Raw genomic sequence first — 18,677 nt, 5'->3', positions numbered from 1 at the left:
CCGGAACCCGATGTGATCCTTCTCGCGTTCACAGGAGGCAAGGACAACTCCCGCGCACTATCGTCATCCGGACAAAAGGGAGGCGGGTGTCAGGTGAAGCGGGGGTGGCCCGCGTCTTCCTCGAGGGGCGGGACCTTCTTGGTGGACGGACGGGGCGGGAGGCCGACGAGGCGTGGCTGACGCGGAAGACGGCGGACGGCCGGCACGGGCGTTCGGGACGACGGCCGCCGGCGAGGTCAGGGCGCGCCTGCGCGTGGCCCGCCTCGGGCTGTGGCTGATCGCCGCGGTCCTCGCCGTACGGCAGGTGGCCGTCGTCGTGCGCACCCCGCGCGGGGAGCGGCTGACGGACCTGGAGACCTGGGTCGGGCCCGACGGCGTGCTGCAGGTCAACGGCTCGCTGTACGACTCGACGCGCTTCACCGGCACCCCGTTCAACGGGCTGGTGCTCAAGCCCCTCACGCGATCGGCTGAACAGGCCCTCGGCTGGGGCTGGACCTTCGGCACGCTGCTGCTGGTCGCCGCGCTCGGCCTGGTCGCCGCCCGGGCCCTGCCGCAGCCCGTCGGACGCCGTACGGCGCTGCTCGCCGCGCCGGTCGCCATCAGCCTGCTGATGCTGTCCCTGCCGGTCCGCAACACCCTCCACCTGGGCCAGACCAGCGTCCTGCCCGTCCTGCTCGTCCTGCTGGGCTGCTTCGTGGCGCACGGCCAGCGCGCCAGCGGCGTGTGCCTCGGGGTCGCCGCCGCGCTCCAGCCCACCCTGCTGCTCTTCGCGCCCCTGCTGTGGTGCACCGGCCGCAGACGGGCCGCGCTCTGCACCGGCGCCACGTTCGCCGCTGCCACCGGCCTCGCCTGGGCCGCGATGCCGCACGACTCCGCCGCCTACTGGGTGCACCACATGGCGGGCGTCGGCCTCGGTGGCCGGGCCGACGACCTCGCCAACCAGTCCCTGCACGGCGCCCTGCTGCGCCTCGGCCTGACCGGCCCGCTGGAGATCGCGCTCTTCCTGGCACTCGGCGCGGCCGTCGTCGCCCTGGGCCTGCGCCGCGCGGTGCGCTACGCCCGGGACGGCCAGCTGCTGCTCGCCGTGGCCGTCACCGGCTGCGCCGCGATCGCCGTCTCGCCCACCGCCTGGCAGCACCAGCTGCTGTGGGTGCTGCTGACGGCTGTCGGACGGGTCGGCGCACGCGCCTCCGACCGCTGTGTGTGGCCCGTCGCCGTCATCCTCGTCATGACCCTGCCGGCGAAGATGATCGTGCCCAACATCGGGGCGCTGTTCCCGCTGCGGGACAACATCGTCCTGCTGGCCGCGCTCGCCGCCGCCACCGCCGTACCGTTCCTCTCCCGCACCTCGCCGTCCTACCAGTCGCCGATCCCCGCCGGGTACGCCCCGGCCGTACCCACCCGCTTCCGGCGCGTCCCCCTGCTGCCGTTCCTGCGCCGGGTGCTCACCCGCCCGAACCTCCTGCTGGAACTGCTGCTGATCAGGGTCACGTACGCCGGCTACTCCATGGTCCGGCTCGCCGCGACCGGCGGCAGCAACGCGGCCGGCCGGGCCCGGGCCGAGGAGCACGGCCACCAGATCCACGACCTCGAACGCTTCCTGCGGATCGACGTCGAGCACGCGGTCAACCACGCCGTGGCGAAGATCGACTGGCTGCGGGACTTCTTCGACTTCTACTACACGTCGTTCCACTTCGTGGTCCCGCTCGGCGTCCTCGGCGTGCTGTACTGGCGCCGCCCGGTCGACTACCGCTGGGCCCGCTCCGCCCTCGGCTTCACCACCCTGCTCGCGCTGGCCGGCTTCTGGCTCTACCCGCTGGCGCCGCCGCGCCTGATGCCGGGGCTCGGCATCATCGACACCGTCCACGGCGTGCAGGACTTCTCCCAGCCGGACTACGGCACGCTCACCGCGCTCACCAACCAGTACGCGGCGATGCCGTCGCTGCACTTCGGCTGGTCGCTGTGGTGCGGTCTGGTCATCATGCTCCTCGCGCCGACGCCGTGGCTGAGGGCGCTGGGGCTACTGCACCCCCTGTGCACCGTCGCGGCGATCGTGGCGACCGGCAACCACTGGGTGCTGGACGCGGCCGGCGGGGCGGCGGTCGTCGTGGCGGGCTTCGCTCTGACGTACCTGTTCCAGGGGCCGCGGGCGCGGGGGGTACGGGCGGTGGCGGTCGGCGGTGACGAGCGGCAGCCGGTCAGGGACCCGGCACGGAGCTGACCGATACCGCCCGGGGGCGATCCCCCGGCGACGCCGAAACGTTTCATGTCATACTCCTTTTGTCGCTTGACCCCTGCTCTCTCAGCCGTGGCGCAGTCGGGCCGGATCTCAAGAGGCGTCCCGTTCCGTCAAGGCCTTCTCTCCGGAGCACCGTGATGCCCCGACGCCGCCGTGGCCGCCCCCAGGAATCCCCACCCACCACTTCGGACGCCATCGCCCTGGCCCTGCAGGAAATGGTCACTCTCGTCGGGATCCTCGAGCACGCGCACGCCCGCCTGGCCGAGTTGAGTGACGCGGACGAGGAGACGATCGCGGAGGCGAGCGGCACCGTCCTCATCCCCTCGCTGTGTGCCCGAGCCGGGCTGGCCTCGGTGCAGGGCCGCCGTCACATCCCGTTGCTGCCCCGCGAGATCGGGCTGCTGGAGGCGGCCGTGGTCAACCTGGAGTCGTACGGCGGCAACGAAGTGGTGCTGGTCGCCGGCTACGACCTGCTGGACCGGTTCGCGCGCCGCAGGAACGACACCCACCCCCTGCGTCAGGTCCACGGCATCCTGGCATTCGTGCACGAACCGGGCGGCCCCACGGATGGCCCGGCCCGACCCTCCGTCCCCGACGGCGAAGGCCCCGAACGCGTCTCCTAGCGACCGGGACGGCGAAGGCGGCGACTCCGGGGATCCAGGGGGCCGCCGCAGATCGCATGGGAGGCGACGGGCTGCCGTGCGGCGATTCTCAACGCGCAGGTCAGCACGGTGTGGTGCGCCGCGGCCGTCCGTCCGCGGTACGGCCCGGCTCGTAGGTGAGCCACGTCATGTGGGGCGCTTCACCACACCGGGCAACATGGAATGTGATCGGCGTCGAATACCTTCGGGTCATGCCCACACCCCCCGGCAGGCTGCTCGGCTCCGGTCGCTCGGCCGACGTGTACGAGATCGACGAGGCGTGGGTGCTGCGCCGCGACCGGAACGGCTGGGGTGACGCCACCGCCGAGGCGGCGGTGATGGCGCACGTGGGCCGGTACGGCTACCCCGTGCCCCGGGTACGGCTCGACCGGTCCTCGCGCACGGACCTAGTGATGGAACGGCTGCCCGGGCCGACGATGCTCCAGGCCTGCCTGGCGGGTTCCTTCAGCCCCGGGGAGGCCGGGGCTGTTCTCGCCCGGCTCCTCCTCCGCCTGCACCAGGTGCCGGCCCGTCACTCCACTGACCCGGCCGTCCGTGTCCTGCACCTCGACCTGCACCCCGACAACGTCCTGCTCACGCCCGGCGGCCCCCGCGTCATCGACTGGTCCAACACCGAGGAGGGCGACCCGGGGCTGGACTGGGCCATGTCCGCGGTGATCCTCGCCCAGGTCGCCGTCGCCCCGGACCCGCTCGCTGGCGTCGCCCGCCCGATGCTGGACGCCCTGCTCGCCGACCCGTCGCCGCGTACGGCGGCAGGACTGCCGCTGGCCCTGCGCCGCCGTACCGCCCAGCCGACGATGAGCCGCGAGGAGACCGAACTCCTCTACGACGCTCAGGAGTTGATCCGGAGCCTGCTGCACTGAGGCGGTCCCGCGCGGGCAGGTCAGGGTGCGCCGGCGGCAACGGCGCCCGGGTGCGCACGACCGCTGCACGCCGCTAGGTGGGTCCGGTCAGGGACTTCGGCCCTCGCGGGCCCGGACCGGGCGGTGCCGGCCCGGGATACTCTCCTGCGGTTTCACCGGATCGAACGCAGGGTGGGGAAGAGTGCACAAGTCCGAGGTCAAGGAGCTGATCAGGCAGGCGTACACGGCCTGGGAGGCGGAGGAGTGGCTGCGCGCCGCCGGCCTGCTCGAGCAGGTCCTCGCGCACTTCCCCGACGCGGAGCCGAGCGCGGTGTGGTGGTACGACGCCGCGCTCGCCCACAAGTTCCTGCGCAACTGGGACGAGGCCTACGAGCTCGGCCGCGAGGCGGCGGCCCGCGCCCCGCGCGGCGAGGGCGATCCCGCCTACTGGAACCTCGGGATCGCGGCCACCATCCAGCGCGACTGGGCCACCGCCCGGGACGCCTGGGCCGGTTTCGGGATCGAACTGCCCGACGGCGAGGGCGAGATAACCGGCCGCTTCGGTCACGCCTGTGTACGGCTCGACACCGCGGGGGAGCGGGAGGTGGTGTGGGTCGAGCGGCTGTGCCCCACCCGCGGCAGGGTCGTCAGTGTCCCCGTCTCGGCCGGGCGGCGCTACGGCGAGATCGTCGTGCACGACGGCGACCCCCAGGGGGAGCGGGTCGTCGACGGCGTGACCTACCCGGTCTTCGAGGAGCTGATGCTCTTCGAGGCGTCCGGCCTGCCCACCCTGGAGGTGACGGTGGGCGCCGCGGCGGCGGCCGACCTGGAGGCGCTGGTGGCGCTGTTCACCGACCACGGTTTCGGCGCCGAGCCCGCGAGCAGCGTGCGGACGCTGTGCTCCTGCTGCGACCAGGGGACGCGCGAGCAGCAGCGGACCGTCCACGTGGGCGCGCAGCGGGTGTCCCTCGCGGCGCCGCAGGAGGAGGCCCGGCGCCTGCTTGAGCGGTGGGCCGGGCAGGTGGTGACCGGGCGGAGCTGGAGCGGCCTGGCACCGGTCGGGTAGGTGCGTGGTCCGGCCGGGATGCGGCGGTGAGGCGCCCGAAAACCAGTGGAAGAGCGCCGCCGTGCGCCCTTACCGTGCTGCCGGACCGAGTCGTCTGACGAAGGACGTGCCGTTGTACACCGTGTGAGACACCCCGAGCGCTGATCGGTCGCGCGTCGCGCAGCTGCGTGCCGCGCTGCTTCCTGCTGCGGATTTCTCACTGAAACCGGTGTACTTCTGTGCTCACGAACTGGGTGGTCGTACCCACCTGCCTTCCGCTGGTCCTCCGCCGTTGCCACACGTGCGCCTCGGAGCGCTTCCGGGCCGACGGCAAGTTCCGCGTCAACGCCCACCACAAACGCATCGACGCCTGGCTCCTCGTGCTCTGTACCGCGTGCGGACAGACGGCGAAGCTCACGGTCCTGGAGCGGAGGAACGTGCGCTCCGTACCGCCCGGGCTGCTGGACCGGCTGCATGCCAACGACCTCGGCCTGGCAGCCGAGTTGCTCTGCGATCCGGTCGTGCGGCGCCGCAATCGCATCGCCCTCGACTGGGACGGCGCCTGGCGCCTCGACACCGGCGGATCGGATCACATGGACCGTGACGTGCTCGACGTCTCGGTCCGCTTCGCGGCGCCGGTCCCCGTCCGGCCGGTGCGGCTGATCGCCGAAGGGTGCCGCCTGGCGCGGGCCGAGGTCGAGCGGCTGGTCACCGAGGGGAACCTCGTATCGGCGGTCCGGCTGGGCGGCAGGGTCTGCGGCGACTTCGCCTTCACCCTGAAGCGCTGAGCTGCTCCCCAGGCCCGGGGCCTGTCCGGCGAGACCTGCCGGACAGGCCCAGGAGGGCGGTCACGGAACTCTCGGAGCGGTCAGGTCGATCAAGCGGCACACCGTCTCGATGTCCACCTTCACCTGCGCGATGGAGGCCCGCCCCGACAGCCAGGTGATCAGCGCCGAGTGCCAGGTGTGCTCGATGACCCGCACCGCCGCCAGCTGCCCGGGGGCCGGGTCCTGAAGGCCCATGGCGTCCAGGATGATCGCCGTGGTCTGCCGGGAGACCTGGTCCACCTCGGGCGAGACACTGCGGTCGGCGAACGTCAGGGCCCGGACCATCGCCTCGGCCAGGTGCGGCTCGCGCTGGAGCGCGCGAAAGGCCCGCATCAGCGTCTCGGCGACCCGCTCGGCCGCCGTCTCGCCCTGCGGCGGCTTCTTGCGCAGCGTGCCGTGCAGGTGCTCCAGCTGGTCCTGCATCGTGGCGACCAGCAGATGGACCTTGGAGGGGAAGTAGCGGTACAGCGTCCCGAGCGCCACCTGCGAGGACTCGGCGACCTCCCGCATCTGCACCGCCTCGAACCCGCCCCGGCCGGCCAGCTGCGCGCTCGCGCGCAGGATGCGGCGGCGGCGTGCCTCCTGCCGCTCGGTGAGGGGCGCGGCCGGGCTGTCCGCCTTGTTCACCTTGGCCTCCGCAGGCATGGGTCCCGTGTTCCGTGACCGTCGGTGAGGCCCGGGTGACCGGACAGCAGGGCACGGGCTGTGCCGTGGCGTGAATCACCTGATCCACTGGCCACAGCGCCCTTACCTGCCGGTAGATTCGGACCCTCGGAACGATCAACTCTGAAACTTGTTCTAGATTAGCGTCCCGGCGTAATCTCGCGGGACAGTGCAGGGAGAAGGGGGCCCAGAGTGACCGCTGAGGCCAGTCAGGCCGGGCCCCTGGAGGGGTCTGCCTCCGACGGCTTGCGACCGCTCCGCATCGCGCTCCTCACCTACAAGGGAAACCCGTTCTGCGGGGGCCAGGGCGTCTATGTCCGGCATCTGTCCCGCGAGCTGGCCCGCCTCGGCCACCAGGTCGAGGTCATCGGCGCGCAGCCCTACCCCGTCCTCGACGAGGGCTACGACGGCCTGCGCCTGACCGAGCTGCCCAGCCTCGACCTGTACCGCCAGCCGGATCCCTTCCGCACCCCGAAGCGCGACGAGTACCGCGACTGGATCGACGCCCTCGAGGTCGCCACCATGTGGACCGGCGGCTTCCCCGAGCCGCTCACCTTCTCGCTGCGCGCCCGCCGCCACCTGCGCGCCCGGCGCGGCGACTTCGACGTCGTCCACGACAACCAGACGCTCGGCTACGGACTGCTCGGCGACCTCGGCGCACCCCTGGTGACCACGATCCACCACCCCATCACCGTCGACCGGCAGTTGGAGCTGGACGCCGCCGAGACCTGGCAGCGGCGCTGCTCGGTGCGCCGCTGGTACGCCTTCACCCGCATGCAGAAGCGCGTCGCCCGCCGCCTGCCGTCGGTGCTGACGGTGTCCGGAACCTCCCGCGCGGAGATCGTCGACCACCTGGGCGTCCGTCAGGACCGCATCCACGTGGTGCACATCGGCGCGGACACCGGCCTCTTCTCGCCCGACCCGTCGGTGCCGCGGGTGCCGGGCCGGATCGTGACCACCTCCAGCGCCGACGTACCGCTCAAGGGCCTGGTCTTCCTCGTGGAGGCGCTGGCGAAGGTGCGCACCGAGCACCCCGGCGCCCACCTCGTCGTGGTCGGCAAGAAGCCCACCGAGGGACCCGTCGCGCAGGCCCTCGAAGCGTACGGCCTGCACGGCGCGGTCGAGTTCGTCAAGGGCATATCCGACGCGGAGCTCGTCGACCTGGTCCGCTCGGCCGAGGCCGCCTGCGTGCCGTCGCTGTACGAGGGGTTCTCGCTCCCGGCGGCGGAGGCCATGGCGACCGGCACCCCCCTCGTCGCCACCACCGGCGGTGCGATCCCGGAGGTCGCCGGCCGCGACGGCGAGACCTGCCTCGCCGTGCCGCCCGGCGACGCGGGCGCGCTGGCCGCCGCCCTGAGCCGGCTGCTCGGCGACGACGTGCTGCGCGCCCGGCTGGGTGCGGCGGGCCGGGACAGGGTGCTGCGGCACTTCACCTGGGCCCGGGCCGCGGAAGGCACCGTGGCCCGGTACCGCGAGGCCATCGCCCGCGCGGCCGGACCGGGCACCCCCCGGTCCGCGACGACCGCCGGCCGCCCCGCACCCACCCCGGCCGCCGCGCCCGCGGCCACCCCGGATGTTGAAGGCGTCTACCCCGAAAGCAGGGCCACGTGCTGACCGTCGACTTCTCCCGGTTCCCGCTCGCCCCGGGCGACCGTGTCCTGGACCTCGGCTGCGGAGCCGGACGGCACGCCTTCGAGTGCTACCGGCGCGGCGCCCAGGTCGTGGCGCTGGACCAGAACGGCGAGGAGATCCGCGAGGTCGCCCAGTGGTTCGCGGCGATGAAGGAGGCCGGGGAGGCCCCCGCCGGCGCCACCGCCACCGCCATGGAGGGCGACGCCCTGGCGCTGCCCTTCCCCGACGAGTCCTTCGACGTGGTGATCATCTCCGAGGTCATGGAGCACATCCCCGACGACAAGGGGGTCCTCGCCGAGATGGTGCGGGTGCTCAAGCCCGGCGGGCGCATCGCCGTCACCGTGCCGCGCTACGGACCCGAGAAGGTCTGCTGGGCGCTGTCCGACGCCTACCACGAGGTCGAGGGCGGCCACATCCGCATCTACAAGGCCGACGAACTGCTGGCGAAGATCCGCGAGGCCGGTCTCGAGCCGTACGGCACCCACCACGCCCACGCGCTGCACGCCCCGTACTGGTGGCTGAAGTGCGCGTTCGGCGTCGACAACGACAAGGCGCTGCCGGTACGGGCGTACCACAAGCTGCTGGTCTGGGACATCATGAAGAAGCCGCTGGCGACCCGGCTCGCGGAGCAGGCGCTGAACCCGCTCATCGGCAAGAGCTTCGTGGTGTACGCGACCAAGCCGCACCTGCCGGGCCTGGCGGAGCCCGAGGCGGCCGACCGGTGACCACTCCCCGGACGGAACACCTGGTCCTGCCCGGGGTGCTGACCGCGGGACAGGCCGCGGCCACCGTACGCGGCATCCTCGCCGTGCAGCGCGAGGACGGCGCCATCCCGTGGTTCCGCGGCCACCACCTCGACCCCTGGGACCACGTCGAGGCCGCCATGGCGCTGGACGCGGCCGGCGAGCACGAGGCCGCCGAGCGGGCCTACCTGTGGCTGGCCCGGCACCAGAACAAGGACGGCTCCTGGTACGCGGCCTACGCCGACGGCGACGCCCGCGAGGTCACCGACCGGGGCCGGGAGACCAACTTCGTCGCCTACATCGCCGTGGGCGTCTGGCACCACTACCTGTCCACCGGGGACGACACGTTCCTGGACCGCATGTGGCCCGCGGTGTACGCGGCCGTGGAGTTCGTGCTGGAGTTGCAGCAGCCCGGCGGACAGATCGGCTGGCGCCGTGACGAGGACGGTACGGCCACCACCGACGCCCTGCTGACCGGCTGCTCCTCCATCCACCACGCGCTGCGCTGCGCCCTGGCGATCGCCGAGCAGCGCGAGGAGCCGCAGCCCGACTGGGAGCTGGCGGCCGGCATGCTGCGGCACGCGATCCGCCGTCACCCGGAGCGGTTCCTCGACAAGGACCGCTACTCGATGGACTGGTACTACCCGGTGCTGGGCGGCGCGCTCACCGACACGGAGGCCAAGGCCCGCATCGAGGAGGGCTGGGACCGCTTCGTCGTACCCGGCCTCGGGGTGCGCTGCGTCGTGCCCAACCCGTGGGTCACGGGCGGCGAGTCGGCCGAACTCGCCCTCGCGCTGTGGGCGATGGGCGAATCCGACCGGGCGCTGGCGGTGCTCCAGTCGATCCAGCACCTGCGGGATGCGGACACCGGCCTGTACTGGACGGGTTACGTCTTCGACGACGACGCGATCTGGCCCCGGGAACTGACCACCTGGACGGCCGGTTCCCTGCTGCTCGCCGTCGCCGCCCTCGGCGGCCACGAGGCCACCTGCCAGGTCTTCGGCGGCGACACGCTGCCGAGGGGGCTGGACCCCGACTGCTGCTGAGGGGTCAGGCCGTCAGTGCCGCTGCATGCGGTTGGCGATGGCGTGGCCGACCAGGAGGTAGACCACGGCGGCCAGTCCGTAACCGAAGACGACCCGGGCCCAGTCGGCGTCGAACGTGAACAGGTCGCGCGACCAGGCGGCCAGCACATTGGCCGCGTCCCGCACGAACTGGACCAGTTCGTTGCCCGGGTTGGCCTCGAGCAGGTACATCAGGATCCACAGGCCGAGGATGACGGCCATGACGTCGGCGATCACCGCGATGACCGTCCCGGCGGAACTCGAACCACTGCGATATCGAGGGGACATATCCCTCGGGTTGCCCTCGAACGCCGGATGAAACATGGTGTGAAGGCCGTGTGAGACCTCGTTCACCGTCCGGGCGAGCGGAGTTGACACCTCGCCTATGCCAACGGCCCCGCACCCAAAGAGGGTGCGGGGCCGTACGGTTGCGGGAACTCAGCCGCGCTGGATGCCCGAGGTGTCCTGGAGCACGCCGCGACGGCCGTCCTGCGTCTGCGCGACCAGGGCCGCGCCGCGCTGCTCGACCGCCAGGTACCAGGTGCCCGGCGCCAGTTCGGCGATCGGCGTCGGCGAGCCGTCCTCCGGGAACAGCGGCCGCGGCACCGGCACGGCGAACCAGAACGGCGAGAAGTCCGCGGCCGGCGGCTGCGGCGCCTGCTGCGGCTGACCGCCGTAGGGCTGCCCGGGCTGCCCCGGCTGACCGCCGTACGGCTGCTGCTGCGCGCCCGGGTAGCCGTAACCGCCCTGCGCCTGGGCGCCGTAGGGCTGCGGCGCGGCCGGACGCGGGGCCGGGACGAGGGCGGCCTTCAGGGCGGGGACCAGGGGGGTGGCCAGGGCGGCGGCCGCCATCAGCAGCGTGGCGACGAGGGCGAGGATCAGGCCGATGCCGGCGTCGGGGCCGTCGGAGGAACCCGAGCCGAAGTTGTTGGCCGCGCTCGCCGGGTCGAAGACGTTGCCGAGCGCGCTCCACGCGGCGAACAGCGTCAACGCCACGCCGAACTGGCCCAGTTCGAGACCGGCGACCTTCGGGGCCTGCGGCAGCCCGTGGCTCACGACGACGAGCGCGGCGCCGATGAGTCCCGCCAGCACGACGCTCATCAGCACCGGGCCGCTGCCCCACAGGCTGGGCATGTCCAGGCCCTCCGGGGCGCCGTCGGACGAGTAGAAGCCGAGGAACGACGCGATGAACAGCAACACCGCTGCTCCGATCACCACGCCGTCGCCTCGAGTGAGGGAGCGGATATTCACTTCAGGTCCTTCGTCAGTCGTCTCGTCGTCGGTAGAGGCGCCGCTGTCACCATGTCGCCGTCCGGCCCGGGTGGGAAGCGCGGGGGTGGCCCCTCATCGTACGGATGACACTATCGTCCGCCCGAGCAGGGTGTCCGTACGCATCAGCCGGCCGATCGCTACCCGCGCAGGAAACTCACGATTCCCTCAGAGATTCCCTGCGCCGCCTTCTGCCGCCAGGCGCCGCTGGTCAGCAGTGCCGCGTCCTTGCTATCGCGCATGTTCCCGCACTCGATGAACACCTTGGGAACCGTTGACAGATTGAGACCGCCCAGGTCCGTGCGCGTGACGAGACCGGTGCCGTCGCCGACGTAGTTGGAGGGCGCGCTGCCGGTGGCGCGGACGAAGTTGCCCGCGATGCGCTCGCCGAGGTCGCGGGAGGGGCCGACGATGGGGCGGGTGTCGGCGGCGCCCGCGTGCACGCTGCCCGGCAGGATGACGTGGAAGCCGCGGTTGCCGGCCCCCGAGCCGTCCGCGTGGATCGAGACCACCGCGTCGGCCTTCGCCCGGTTGCCGATCCGGGCGCGTTCGTCCACGCACGGGCCCCAGGGCCGGTCGCCGTCCTGGGTCAGTTCCACGGTGGCGCCCTGCTGTTGGAGGAGGGCGCGCAGCCGGTGGGCCACGTCGAGCGTGAACTCGGCTTCCGTGTAACCGGCGTTGGTGGACGTGCCGGTGGTGTCGCACTCCTTCCAGTGCGTTCCGATGTTCACCTTGCGGTTGATCTCGGTGGCGTGCCGGACGTTGGCCGGGTTGTGGCCCGGGTCGATGACGACGACCTTGCCCTTGAGGGGGCCGGTGGCGGCCGGCGCGGAGGAGAACGGGGTGCGGGTGGCGGCGGGGGTCCTGGACGGGCTCGGCCCCTTGGCGTCCGCGCCGTCCCCGGGCGAGGTCCGCGGCGGCGCGCTCGACACCGGGGCGGAGGAGGCGCGTACGGAGGCGCCGCCGGAACCGCGGTCGCCTCCCGGACTCCCCACCGCCTCGTACACCAGCCACCCGAGCAGCGCGCCCGGCACCAGCGCGGCGACCGCCACGGTCACGGGGCCGCGCCGGGGGCGGCGGGGCCGGGGTGGATCGAAGTCCGGGCCTACGTACGACACGCCTGCCACCCTAGCGGCCGGCGCCGGGCCCCACAGGGCGCGGCAGCCGGACGGGTGGCGGGCGGCTGGGCTTCACCCTTGACCTCAATCTTGGTTGAGGGGCAACACTCGGCGCATGGAGATCGCAAAGAGCAGCACCCTTCTCTTCCGCAACACCATGCGCATCACGGACGGTCACCTCGACGGTTTCCGGCGCGCCATCGCGCAGGCGGTGGCGTTCGCTCAAGAGCACGGCCCTCAGCTCATGGTCGAGGTCTTCATCGACGAGGAGCGGATGCTGGCGCACAGCTTCCAGCTCTACCGCGACTCCGAGGCCGTCCGCGCCCACTGGCGGCTTTCGGATCCGTACATCCGCGAGGTGATGGAGCACTGCACCGTGCAGCACTTCGAGATATTCGGTGCACCGGACCCTGACATCGTGGCGGCCCTCAAGACCCCCGACGGCGCATCCTTCCCCTTCGTCGTCTCGCCGCGCCTCGCCGGCTTCACCCGTCTTGCGACGCCCGGCTCGAGTGCGTCACCGGGTGAGTGAACGCAAGCCGTACCAGAGCGAAACGGACGTCCCCCTACGCGCCGCCCTCTCAGATTCCCGCGCCGGTGCGCCGCAGCACCCGCAGCGAGCCGGCCGCCGACACCTCCGTGAACGCGCCGGACTTCACCGCCCTGAGGTAGACGCGGTACGGGGCCTGGCCCGTGAACTCGTCCTCCGGGTTTGGGAAGACGTCGTGGATGACGAGCAGGCCGCCGTCGGCCACGTGCGGGGCCCAGCCCTCGTAGTCGGCGGTGGCGTGCTCGTCGGTGTGGCCGCCGTCGATGAAGACCAGGGCGAGCGGGGTGCCCCAGATTGCCGCGACCTGCGGGGAGCGGCCGACCAGGGCGACGACGTGGTCCTCCAGGCCCGCCCGGTGCAGGGTGCGGCGGAAGGTGGGCAGGGTGTCCATCAGGCCGACCTCCGGGTCGACCGTCTCCGGGTCGTGGTAGTCCCAGCCGGGCTGCTGCTCCTCGCTGCCCCGGTGGTGGTCGACGGTGAGCGCGGTGACCCCGGCCCGGCGGGCGGCGTCGGCGAGCAGGATCGTCGAACGGCCGCAGTAGGTGCCGACCTCCAGCAGCGGCAGCCCGAGCCGCCCGGCCTGCACGGCCGCCGCGTACAGGGCGAGGCCCTCGTCCGCCGGCATGAAGCCCTTCGCCGCCTCGAACGCGGCCAGGGTCTCGGGCTCGGGTGCCGCGGTCATGAGGGGTCCTTTCGGTCGTACGTCGTTCCGGGCGCCCATGCTGCCCTACCCCCTGCCGCGCGGCGACAGGGGGTGGGGCGGTCCCCGGGTCAGGCCGAGACCGTCTCGCCCGGCAGGTCGAGGTCGAGGTCGACCGCGCGCTCGTCGCCGCTGTGGGCCGCCGTGGAGGCGAGCGGGCCGTGGCCGGCGGCGCGGGCCGCCAGCACGTAGGAGCCCCGGGCGGGCACCGGAAGGGCGTAGGTGCCGTCGTCGGCGGAGAGGGTCGCGCCCGCCTGGCGGCCGTGGCGGTCGATCAGCGTGACCTTGGCGCGGGCGACCGGGACGCCGTCCGCGCCCAGGACCCGGCCCCGGAAGCCGCGCAGCGCCTCCTGCGCCCGGGCCAGGTGCGCGTCCTCCTCGCTGCTCGCGCGCAGCTGCGGCTTCTCCTGCGGCCGGCGGCCCGGCAGGAACAGGGCCAGCACCAGGCCCAGGGCCACCGCGGCCGTCGCGATCAGGAAGGAGAGGCGGAAGCCGTGCATGGTGGGGATCGCCACGCCGTTCACCGTGGTCGGCGGTGTCGGCCAGCACCATGCCGATGACGGCGCTGGAGACGGACGTGCCGATGGAGCGCATCAGGGTGTTGAGGCCGTTGGCCGCGCCCGTCTCCGAGGCCGGGACCGCGCCGACGATCAGCGCGGGCAGCGAGGAGTACGCCAGGCCGATACCGGCGCCGAGCACGACCGAGATCACCAGGCTCTGCCAGGGCGCGCTCATCAGGCCGAGGCCCGCGCCGTAGCCGATCGCGATGACCAGCAGGCCCAGGATCAGGGTCACCTTGGGGCCGTACCTGGCCGACAGCCGGGCGTAGACGGGTGCGGTGACCATCATCGTCAGGCCGAGCGGGGCCACCAGCAGGCCCGCGACGACCATCGACTGGCCGAGGCCGTAGCCGGTGGCCTTGGGCAGCTGGAGCAGCTGGGGCAGGACGAGGGAGACGACGTAGAAGGAGACGCCGACCATGATCGACGCCAGGTTGGTGAAGAGCACCGCGGGGCGGGCCGTGGTGCGCAGGTCGACCAGGGGCGCGGCGGTCCGCAGCTCCAGCACGCCCCACAGCAGCAGGACCACGACCGCCGCGGCGAACAGGCCGAGGGTGGTGCCCGACGTCCAGCCCCAGTCGCTGCCCTTGGTGACGGGCAGCAGGAGCAGGACCAGGCCGGCGGACAGCCCGAGCGCGCCGGGCAGGTCGAAGGAGCCCTCGGCGCGGACCGGGGACTCCGGTACGACGAGGAAGGTGAGCGCGATGGCGAGGACACCGAGGCCGGCGGCGCCGTAGAACAGGGCGTGCCAGTCGCTGTGCTGGGCGACCAGGGCCGCCGCGGGCAGCGCGAGACCGCCGCCGACGCCGATGGAGGAACTCATCAGGGCCATCGCCGAGCCGAGTCGCTCGCGGGGCAGCATGTCCCGCATCAGGCCGATACCGAGCGGGATCGCGCCCATCGCGAAGCCCTGGAGGGTCCGGCCGGCGATCATCGGCACCAGGTCACTGGTGAAGGCGCTGACCAGCGCGCCCGCCACCATCACGGCGAGGCTGGTGACCAGCATGCGCCGCTTGCCGTACAGGTCGCCGAGCCGGCCCATGATCGGGGTGGCCACGGCCCCCGAGAGCAGGGTCGAGGTCAGGACCCAGGTGGCGTCGCTGGGAGCGGTGTCCAGCAGCTGCGGCAGGTCCTTGATGACCGGGACGAGCAGGGTCTGCATCACCGCGACGACGATGCCCGCGAACGCGAGCACCGGGACGACGGCTCCGCCGGCTCTCCGGGTGGGGTGGTCGGTCGGCGTCTGTGTCATGTGCAGCATGAACCTGGTGCGCCGGGGCAACTATTCCGATGCTTCAGCCCTCTAACGAACTCTTGACCTGATCTTGGGAATCTGGCGCTGCGTCAGGTCTGGTCGCCACTGGGCCGGGAGGAGTAGGGCGAATTGCCGATGCGAGGGCGCGCGGGGGTTGGGAACATGACACGCATGCTCGAAGTCGTCGACGCGCCCCGCCTGTCCCGTTCCCGTACGCCCCCCACCTGGCTGGTGGTGGCGGTCGCCTGCGCCGGGCAGTTCCTGGTCATCCTCGACATCTCCGTCGTCAACGTGGCCCTGCCCTCCATGCGGGCCGGGCTGGGCCTGAGCGAGCAGGGCCTGCAGTGGGTGGTGAACGCGTACACCATCGCCTTCGCCGGGTTCATGCTGCTCGGCGGGCGGGCCGGAGACCTCTACGGCCGCAAGCGGATGTTCCTCGTCGGCCTCGCGCTGTTCACGCTGGCCTCGCTGGGCGGCGGACTCGCCCAGGGCGACTGGCAGTTGCTGCTCGCGCGGGCCGTGCAGGGCCTCGGCGCCGCCGTCCTGGCGCCCTCCACCCTGACCATCCTCACCGCCTCGGTACCGGAGGGCGCCGCCCGGGCCCGGGCGATCGGCACCTGGACCGCGGTGGGCGCCGGCGGCGGCGCGGCGGGCGGCCTGGTCGGCGGGGTCCTGGTGGACACCCTGTCGTGGCGGTGGGTGCTGCTGATCAACGTGCCGGTCGGCGCGGTGGTGCTGGCCGCCGCCCTGGTGTACCTGGCCGAGGGACGGGCCGGGGACGGGCGGCGGCTCGACCTGCCCGGCGCGCTGCTGGTCACCGCCGGGCTCGCCACGCTCGCGTACGGCATCTCGCAGACCGAGGCCCAGGGCTGGACGGCGCCGGCCACCCTGGTACCGCTGCTCGCGGGGCTGGCGCTGATCGGCGTGTTCCTCGCGGTCGAGGCCCGTACCCGGGCGCCCCTGATGCCGCTCGGACTGTTCCGGCTGCGGCCGGTGTCCTCGGCGAACGCGGCGATGTTCCTGTCCGGCTCGGCCATGTTCTGCATGTGGTTCTTCATGACCCTGTACGCGCAGAACGTGCTGGCCTACTCGCCGCTGGAGGCCGGGTTCGCGCTGGTGCCGAGTTCCCTGGCCGTCGTGCTGGGCTCGAAGATCGCGCCGCGGTTCATGCGGAGGCTGGGGGCGCGCCCGGTCGCCGTGCTCGGCACCCTCGTCGCGATGACCGGCTTCGCCTGGCAGTCGACGATGGGCCCGGACGGGGCGTACCTGACGGCGATCATGCTCCCGGGCGTGCTGATGATGCTGGGCGCCGGACTGGCCAGCACACCGCTGGCCGCCCTGGCCACCTCGGGGGCACCCCCGCAGGAGGCCGGTCTGGTCTCCGGCCTGGTCAACACCTCGCGCACGATGGGCGGTTCCGTCGGGCTCGCCGTCCTCTCGACGCTCGCGGCGGCCCGGTCGGCAGGAAGCGGAACCCCGGCGGCCCTGACCGAGGGCTACGCCCTGGCGTTCCGCGTCGGGACGGCCGTACTGGCCGCCGGGGCGCTGCTGATGTGGGCCTGGCTCCCACGGAACAGCACGAGCGGCTGAGGCTGCCGGGCAGTGAGCGGCTGAGGCGCCGGACCGCGAGCGGCTGACGCTCCCAGGGACCGCGCGAAAAAGTGGCCTCCGCGTAGCCGGCAACGGGGCCTTCACGGCCCTTGGGCAGGGCACCGTCGTGACATCACCCCGGCCCCCGTGCGAGGTCCCACCAGGCCGCCGACCGGCCCCGCACCGGCCGGACCAGCGCCTTCCGGCACCCTCGTCAAAAACCCGCTGACCTGGGCCTTCAGTCGACAACGGCATACGATCGCCGGGCGCGGAAGGAGGCCCGGATGGACCGGAACATACGCACCGTGGAGGACGTACTCCGGCTGCTGGACGGCCTGTTCGCGCCGCAGGCCGACCGGTGGACGGACCGGGGCGCCGACTGGTGGGACGCGTTCTACGCGGACCGTTCCCGCGAGGTACCGTTTTTCGTGGCCAAGCCCGACGAGAACCTGGTGTCGTACGTCGACCGCGGGCTGGTCGAGCGCGGCGGACGCGTCCTCGACCTCGGCTGCGGACCGGGGCGCAACGCGCTGTACCTGGCCGCGCGCGGGTTCGCCGTGGACGCGGTGGACCTGTCACCGGCGGCGGTGCAGTGGGCGCGGGAACGTGCCCGGGCGGCCGGCGCGGCGTACGCCGTCCGGTTCCACCGCGGAGACGCCTTCGCGCTCGCCGGCACGGACCTGCGCGGACCGTACGACCTGGTGTACGACTCGGGCTGCTTCCACCACCTCCCCCCGCACCGCCGCATCAGCTACCTGGCCCTGCTGGACCACGTCCTCGCGCCCGGCGGCCTGTTCGCGCTGACCTGCTTCGCGGCCGGGGGTATGGGCTCCGAGCTGCCCGATGCCGAGTTCTACCGGCGGGGCGGGCTCCAGGGCGGACTGGCGTACACGGCCGAGTCGCTGCGCGGCATCTTCGCGGAGCTGACCGAGGTCGAACTGCGCCGGATGCGGGACGAGCCGGAGGGCTCGGCGTGGTTCGGCAGGGGTTTTCTGTGGACGGGGCTCTTCCGGCGTGCACGCCCGGATTGCTCCTAGAGTCGGCCCATGCCCATCGACGCGGCCAAGGCGCTTGCCGCCGGACCCCGGACCGGCGAGATCTCCTGGACCCCCAGGGACGTGCAGCTCTACCACCTCGGCATCGGCGCGGGGAGCCCCGCCACCGACCCCGGCGAACTGCGCTACACCCTGGAGTCCCGGCTGCACGTCCTGCCGAGCTTCGCCACCGCCGCCGGCGCCCGGCCACCCGGGGTGATCAGCGGGCTGTCCGTGCCGGGCGTGGAGGTGGATCTCGCCCGGGTGCTGCACGGCGGGCAGCGCCTGACACTGCACCGGCCGATCCCGGTCCAGGGCCGCGCGAGCGTCACCTCGCGCCTCACCGCCGTGTACGACAAGGGCAGGGCCGCCGTCCTCGTCCTGCGCACCGACGCCGCCGGCGAGGACGGGCCGTTGTGGACCGAGGAGGCATGGATCCACGTCCGCGGGGAGGGCGGCTGGGGCGGTGAGCGGGGGCCTTCCATACGGCTCGACGCCCCCGCCGGGGAACCCGACCGGGTCGTCGAACGGGCCGTGCGCGACGACCAGGCGCTGCTCTACCGCCTGACCGGCGACCTCAACCCGCTGCACGCCGACCCCGAGTTCGCCAGGCGCGCCGGGTTCGAGCGGCCCGTCCTGCACGGGCTGTGCACGTACGGCATGACCCTCAAGGCGGTCGTCGACACCCTGCTCGGCGGGGATGTGACGCGGGTGCGCGGCTACGACGCGCGGTTCGCCGGGGTCGTGTACCCGGGGGAGACGCTGCGGATCCGCATGTGGCGGCGCGAGGGCGAGGTGCGGGTCGCCGTCAGCGCCGTGGAACGCGGCGAGGCACCCGTGCTCACCGACACCGCCGTCCACGTCCAGTGGCACCCGTGAGCCGG

17 protein-coding genes and 1 pseudogene are annotated in these 18,677 nt (G+C 72.9%); 12 read left to right on the top strand and 6 right to left on the bottom strand.

Features of this window, described 5'->3' with window-relative positions; translation table 11 throughout:
- Positions 1-172: 172 nt before the first annotated feature.
- The 5 genes from AB0K80_RS00555 to AB0K80_RS00535 all read left to right on the top strand — a co-directional run bounded on the left by AB0K80_RS00555 (position 173) and on the right by AB0K80_RS00535 (position 5,576).
- Positions 173-2,221, top strand: a complete 2,049-nt coding sequence (locus AB0K80_RS00555) for a bifunctional glycosyltransferase 87/phosphatase PAP2 family protein (protein WP_365664349.1) — start codon at positions 173-175, stop codon at positions 2,219-2,221.
- Positions 2,222-2,454: 233 nt separating this feature from the next.
- Entirely contained in the window at positions 2,455-2,862 is a 408-nt protein-coding gene (locus AB0K80_RS00550) for a hypothetical protein (protein ID WP_365664347.1), read from the top strand.
- 230 nt (positions 2,863-3,092) lie between these two features.
- A complete protein-coding gene (locus AB0K80_RS00545; RefSeq protein WP_365664345.1) occupies positions 3,093-3,764 on the top strand; it encodes a phosphotransferase in 672 nt (223 codons plus the stop codon).
- Between the two features lie 181 nt (positions 3,765-3,945).
- A complete protein-coding gene (locus tag AB0K80_RS00540) occupies positions 3,946-4,809 on the top strand; it encodes a tetratricopeptide repeat protein (RefSeq protein WP_365664343.1) in 864 nt (287 codons plus the stop codon).
- A 218-nt stretch (positions 4,810-5,027) separates the two neighbouring features.
- Positions 5,028-5,576, top strand: coding sequence for a DUF1062 domain-containing protein (locus AB0K80_RS00535; protein WP_365664341.1), 549 nt, complete (start codon positions 5,028-5,030; stop codon positions 5,574-5,576).
- Between the two features lie 60 nt (positions 5,577-5,636).
- Here AB0K80_RS00535 and AB0K80_RS00530 read toward each other — a convergent pair whose 3' ends face one another.
- Positions 5,637-6,260, bottom strand: a complete 624-nt coding sequence (locus tag AB0K80_RS00530) for a TetR family transcriptional regulator (protein WP_365664339.1) — start codon at positions 6,258-6,260, stop codon at positions 5,637-5,639.
- Between the two features lie 210 nt (positions 6,261-6,470).
- Here AB0K80_RS00530 and AB0K80_RS00525 point away from each other — a divergent pair, with 210 nt between their 5' ends.
- From AB0K80_RS00525 to AB0K80_RS00515, 3 genes are read left to right on the top strand one after another with little or no spacing between them, the layout of a single operon-like run.
- Complete coding sequence (locus AB0K80_RS00525) at positions 6,471-7,892, top strand: glycosyltransferase family 4 protein (RefSeq protein WP_365664337.1); 1,422 nt, start codon at positions 6,471-6,473, stop codon at positions 7,890-7,892.
- Entirely contained in the window at positions 7,886-8,635 is a 750-nt protein-coding gene (locus AB0K80_RS00520; protein WP_365664335.1) for a class I SAM-dependent methyltransferase, read from the top strand. Before AB0K80_RS00525 ends, AB0K80_RS00520 begins: the two co-directional genes overlap by 7 nt.
- Positions 8,632-9,699 carry a prenyltransferase gene (locus AB0K80_RS00515; RefSeq protein ID WP_365664333.1) on the top strand — a complete coding sequence of 356 codons (1,068 nt, stop codon included), beginning with the start codon at positions 8,632-8,634 and terminating at the stop codon, positions 9,697-9,699. The genes AB0K80_RS00520 and AB0K80_RS00515 overlap by 4 nt, the downstream gene beginning before the upstream one ends.
- Positions 9,700-9,711: 12 nt before the next feature.
- Here AB0K80_RS00515 and AB0K80_RS00510 read toward each other — a convergent pair whose 3' ends face one another.
- From AB0K80_RS00510 to AB0K80_RS00500, 3 genes are all read right to left on the bottom strand, one after another.
- Positions 9,712-10,005 carry a hypothetical protein gene (locus tag AB0K80_RS00510; protein WP_365664331.1) on the bottom strand — a complete coding sequence of 98 codons (294 nt, stop codon included), beginning with the start codon at positions 10,003-10,005 and terminating at the stop codon, positions 9,712-9,714.
- Between the two features lie 150 nt (positions 10,006-10,155).
- On the bottom strand, positions 10,156-10,968 hold the full coding sequence (locus tag AB0K80_RS00505) for a hypothetical protein (protein ID WP_365664329.1): 813 nt from the start codon (positions 10,966-10,968) through the stop codon (positions 10,156-10,158).
- Between the two features lie 158 nt (positions 10,969-11,126).
- Positions 11,127-12,104 (bottom strand): N-acetylmuramoyl-L-alanine amidase, encoded by a 978-nt coding sequence (locus AB0K80_RS00500; protein ID WP_365664328.1) that lies wholly within the window; start codon positions 12,102-12,104, stop codon positions 11,127-11,129.
- A 115-nt stretch (positions 12,105-12,219) separates the two neighbouring features.
- Here AB0K80_RS00500 and AB0K80_RS00495 point away from each other — a divergent pair, with 115 nt between their 5' ends.
- Positions 12,220-12,636: a hypothetical protein gene (locus AB0K80_RS00495; protein WP_365664326.1), complete on the top strand. Its 417-nt coding sequence runs from the start codon at positions 12,220-12,222 to the stop codon at positions 12,634-12,636.
- 49 nt (positions 12,637-12,685) lie between these two features.
- Here AB0K80_RS00495 and AB0K80_RS00490 read toward each other — a convergent pair whose 3' ends face one another.
- Together AB0K80_RS00490 and AB0K80_RS00485 are read right to left on the bottom strand one after the other, a co-directional pair.
- Positions 12,686-13,336, bottom strand: a complete 651-nt coding sequence (locus AB0K80_RS00490) for a class I SAM-dependent methyltransferase (RefSeq protein WP_365664324.1) — start codon at positions 13,334-13,336, stop codon at positions 12,686-12,688.
- Between the two features lie 89 nt (positions 13,337-13,425).
- A pseudogene (locus tag AB0K80_RS00485) lies at positions 13,426-15,166 on the bottom strand (MFS transporter).
- 174 nt (positions 15,167-15,340) lie between these two features.
- Between AB0K80_RS00485 and AB0K80_RS00480 the strand changes: the two are divergent.
- From AB0K80_RS00480 to AB0K80_RS00470, 3 genes are all read left to right on the top strand, one after another.
- Positions 15,341-16,759, top strand: a complete 1,419-nt coding sequence (locus AB0K80_RS00480; protein ID WP_365664322.1) for an MFS transporter — start codon at positions 15,341-15,343, stop codon at positions 16,757-16,759.
- Positions 16,760-17,043: 284 nt separating this feature from the next.
- The gene (locus tag AB0K80_RS00475) at positions 17,044-17,796 is read left to right on the top strand and encodes a class I SAM-dependent methyltransferase (RefSeq protein WP_365664320.1); all 753 of its coding nucleotides are present in this window, start codon (positions 17,044-17,046) and stop codon (positions 17,794-17,796) included.
- Positions 17,797-17,805: 9 nt separating this feature from the next.
- On the top strand, positions 17,806-18,672 hold the full coding sequence (locus AB0K80_RS00470; RefSeq protein WP_365664318.1) for a MaoC/PaaZ C-terminal domain-containing protein: 867 nt from the start codon (positions 17,806-17,808) through the stop codon (positions 18,670-18,672).
- Positions 18,673-18,677: the final 5 nt, after the last annotated feature.

The sequence above is a fragment of the Streptomyces sp. NPDC052682 genome, from assembly GCF_040678435.1.
In the GTDB taxonomy this organism is placed as follows: Bacteria; Actinomycetota; Actinomycetes; order Streptomycetales; family Streptomycetaceae; genus Streptomyces.
This window is presented reverse-complemented; position numbering and strand designations above follow the sequence as displayed.